Origin of the sequence: Clostridium senegalense JC122 (assembly GCF_000285575.1) — a bacterium.
GTDB lineage: Bacteria > Bacillota > Clostridia > Clostridiales > Clostridiaceae > Clostridium_J > Clostridium_J senegalense.
In genome coordinates, this window is record NZ_HE611053.1 from 45,082 (window position 1) to 48,375 (window position 3,294).

Consider the following 3,294-nt stretch of genomic DNA (forward strand, 5'->3'; position numbering starts at 1 on the left):
TCATAAACACAGAGTAAAAGTTTTGAATTTAGTTTTAAAAGATTCTATAATAAAAATTAAAAATTTTGGAGGAAATTAATATGATAAAAAATATAAACGAAAATAAAAAAATAAATAAAAATTTAAGTTTAGGTGAATGTGTTATCATTTATCCAGGAATTGTAGAGAAATTTAATAATATGCAATTAGACTATTGTTGTGGTGGAAATAAAAATTTAGAGGTTGCATTAAAAGAAAAAGGAATTGATGTAGCTAAGTTTATTGAAAATGTAAATATAGAATTTGATAAATTTGTAGCTAATAATTCTTCATATGTAAACTGGAATGAAAAATCTTCAGAAGAATTAATCAATCATATAATAAATGTTCATCACACTAAAACCTTTGAATTATTAAATGATATTAGTCCTTTGTTATTAAAAGTATTTAAAGTTCATTATAATCATTTACCAGAAGTTTTAAAGAGAGTTAATAAGCTTTTTGGAACACTAAAATTTGAATTGGAAGAACACTTAATAAAGGAAGAAAAAGAGTTATTTCCAAAAATAATTGAACTTGGAAAAATAATTAATAAGAATGAAAGAGAACAGTTAATAGAAGAAATACAAAGTTTTATAGAAGAACATGAAGTAGCTGGAGATATAATCAAAGAATTAGATACTATTACAGATGGATATACTGTTCCAGAATGGGCATGTACAAGTTTTGAATTATTATATTCAAAATTGCATGAACTTGAAAAAGATTTATTTATTCATATTCATAAAGAGAATAATATTTTATTTAAAAGGTATAAATAAGGGGTGGTTAAATTGAAAAACAACACAGTTATATTAAATATTGGAGCAAGCAAAACTGTTAATGAAGAAAAAATAAAGGAATTAACTATTGTTTTAAAAGAGTTAAATAAATATGGAATAACAGAAGAGTTAAAAGAAAAGGGATTAAATTTAGTTAAGTCAATAACGCCTCTAGAACTGTCTATAGCAGAACAAAGTTTAATAGAAGAGGGGATGAATCCCAGTGAGTTAAGGCATCTATGTGAAATTCATATGATGGTTTTAAAAGATGAACTTGAAAAATTACAAAGTAATATATCAAAAGGACATGTTTTATATACATTAATAGAAGAGCATGAATTAATTTTAATCTTTTTAAGAGAACTAGATGAAGTAACAAAGACAATACTAGATATGGGCAGCTTCGATAAAAATAGAGTAGAATTTGAAAAAGTAACTAAATTAATTGATAATATATTAGATGCTGAACTACATCATAAAAGAGAGGAAGATGTTTTATTTCCAGAACTTGAAGTAAGAGAAGTTACCGGACCAACTAGAATAATGAGACTTGAACATGAAGAGTTAAGAAAAAAGAAAAAGGAATTAAAAAAGTTAAGTGAATCAGTTTATGATATGGATTTTAATGAATATAAAATGAAGCTGAAAAAACTTTCAAATGATATTTGTTTTGAATTAAAGGATCATATCTTTAAAGAAAATTACATATTATATCCTACAGCTTTAGAAAGTATTAAAAGTGAAACTAAGTGGGATGAAATGAAAATAAAATGTGATAACATAGGATATTGTAGTTTTACTCCTGAGGATTGCAAGTAATAAAATATATTCCATTAGTTTATAATAAAAGGTATTAATATGTTTATAAAACATATTAATACCTTTTGTATTTTAAAATATGAATTAAGTATGTAATTTTTATTAGGAGGTGTTTATTTTGGATTGTGATTTTTGCTGTGAAAAGTGTGCAAGTAAATTATATGCAAAGGAAATACCTATATTTGAATCTCTTTCTAAAGAAGAATTAGATAGAATAATAGATATAAGAAAGCATATGAGCTTAGAAAAAGGAGAAAGCTTATTTTTAGAAGGGGATAAAGTTTCAAAATTATTTATTATAAGTGAAGGAATGGTTAAATTAAGTAAAAATACTGCTTCTGGAAAAGAACAAATATTAAACATATTAAGTGTTGGAGATTTTCTTGGAGAGAGCAATATATTGGGAGAAACTTCTGAAAGTAATGTATCTGCAATTGCTATTAAAAATACTGAATTATGTACAATTTCAAGAAATGACTTAAAAGAAATATTATTTTCGAATCCTTCAATTTGTTTAAAACTTCTTTCTGAACTAAACAAAAGATTAATAGAAGTAGAAAATTTATCAAAAAATCTATCAAATAACAGTCCAGAAGCAAGAATATGCTGTATGCTCTTAGAGTTTTCAGAGAAATATGGAAAAAAGACTAATGATAAATTAGAAATAGATTTACCACTTAATAGAGAGGGAATGGCCAATTACTGTGGAATAGCAAGAGAAACATTGAGCAGAAAATTAGCCTTATTAGAAGATGAAAATATAATAAAGCTTATAGGTACTAAAAAAATAATAATAAATGACTTAGAATTATTAGAAACAAAAATATTTTAGATAAAACTACGTTTAGTATTACTAGGAATAAAATGAGTAGTAATAACCATAACTGTTAACTGCTCACTATTAACTGTTAACTAGAAGAGTCTCATTTGTGATGGAGGCAAATTTTGACTAATTACTTATTTAGATTATTCACTAAAACCAAAGTATCAGGTACTGGTTCTTTGCTTATTAGGTGATGGGAATACAACATTTGTGGAATCTACAGCTAAAACAAAGAAACTATCCGAAAATGAACCTGTCCCTCTTGTTACGGCGCAAAAATTTAAATAGTTGCTTGATTAGGAGTTTTAGATAGCTTTTTAGAAATTAACAATGGACAAAGGGCAATCAATTAGGAATTGACATTTGACAATGGAGAATTGACAATTATGGAGGAAACTGGACTACCAGTTTCTTTGAATTTAAGGGAGTAAAATTTCAGTTTAAGATATAAAACTAAACAAAAGCTATATTCAAAGTCTACAGCCGTAACAAGAAGAACAGGCGTACCAAAGCATGTTTTCCATAAGTTGTTTTTTTAGTGAAATTGAAAGATTATCAATAAAACCTAAATTAATCAAAGCCAGTCCTAAAATAGCAGCTTTGCTGCGTAGATATTCGGGACCGACTTCGAGTAATATTGGAGAGAAACTAAAATCAACAAAAGTATCAAGCCTAAAGTATAGCAAATTAGCCTTAAACGTGTCCGTCCCTCTTGTTATGGAGGTAGAATTTTAAATAGTTGCTTGCTTAGGAGTTTTTTAGATAGCTTTTTAAAAATTAACAATGGTCAAAGGGCAATCAATTAGGAATTGACATTTGACAATGGAAAATTGACAATTATGGATGAAACTC

4 protein-coding genes are annotated in these 3,294 nt (G+C 26.4%); all 4 read left to right on the forward strand.

What is annotated here, in order from left to right; translation table 11 throughout:
* Nucleotides 1–80 precede the first annotated feature (80 nt).
* Entirely contained in the window at nucleotides 81–800 is a 720-nt protein-coding gene (ric, locus tag CSGHG_RS14245) for an iron-sulfur cluster repair di-iron protein (RefSeq protein WP_010296663.1), read from the forward strand.
* Nucleotides 801–812: 12 nt separating this feature from the next.
* Nucleotides 813–1,619: a DUF438 domain-containing protein gene (locus CSGHG_RS14250; RefSeq protein ID WP_010296665.1), complete on the forward strand. Its 807-nt coding sequence runs from the start codon at nucleotides 813–815 to the stop codon at nucleotides 1,617–1,619.
* A 109-nt stretch (nucleotides 1,620–1,728) separates the two neighbouring features.
* Nucleotides 1,729–2,451: a Crp/Fnr family transcriptional regulator gene (locus CSGHG_RS14255; RefSeq protein WP_412766366.1), complete on the forward strand. Its 723-nt coding sequence runs from the start codon at nucleotides 1,729–1,731 to the stop codon at nucleotides 2,449–2,451.
* A gap of 504 nt (nucleotides 2,452–2,955) precedes the next feature.
* Nucleotides 2,956–3,177 (forward strand): hypothetical protein, encoded by a 222-nt coding sequence (locus CSGHG_RS14260; protein ID WP_010296668.1) that lies wholly within the window; start codon nucleotides 2,956–2,958, stop codon nucleotides 3,175–3,177.
* The last annotated feature ends 117 nt before the right edge of the window (nucleotides 3,178–3,294 follow it).

Coding starts and splice junctions, on each gene's coding strand:
- ric (WP_010296663.1), top strand. CDS start 81: ATGATAAAAAATATAAACGAAAATAAAAAAATAAATAAAAATTTAAGT.
- CSGHG_RS14260 (WP_010296668.1), top strand. CDS start 2,956: ATGTTTTCCATAAGTTGTTTTTTTAGTGAAATTGAAAGATTATCAATA.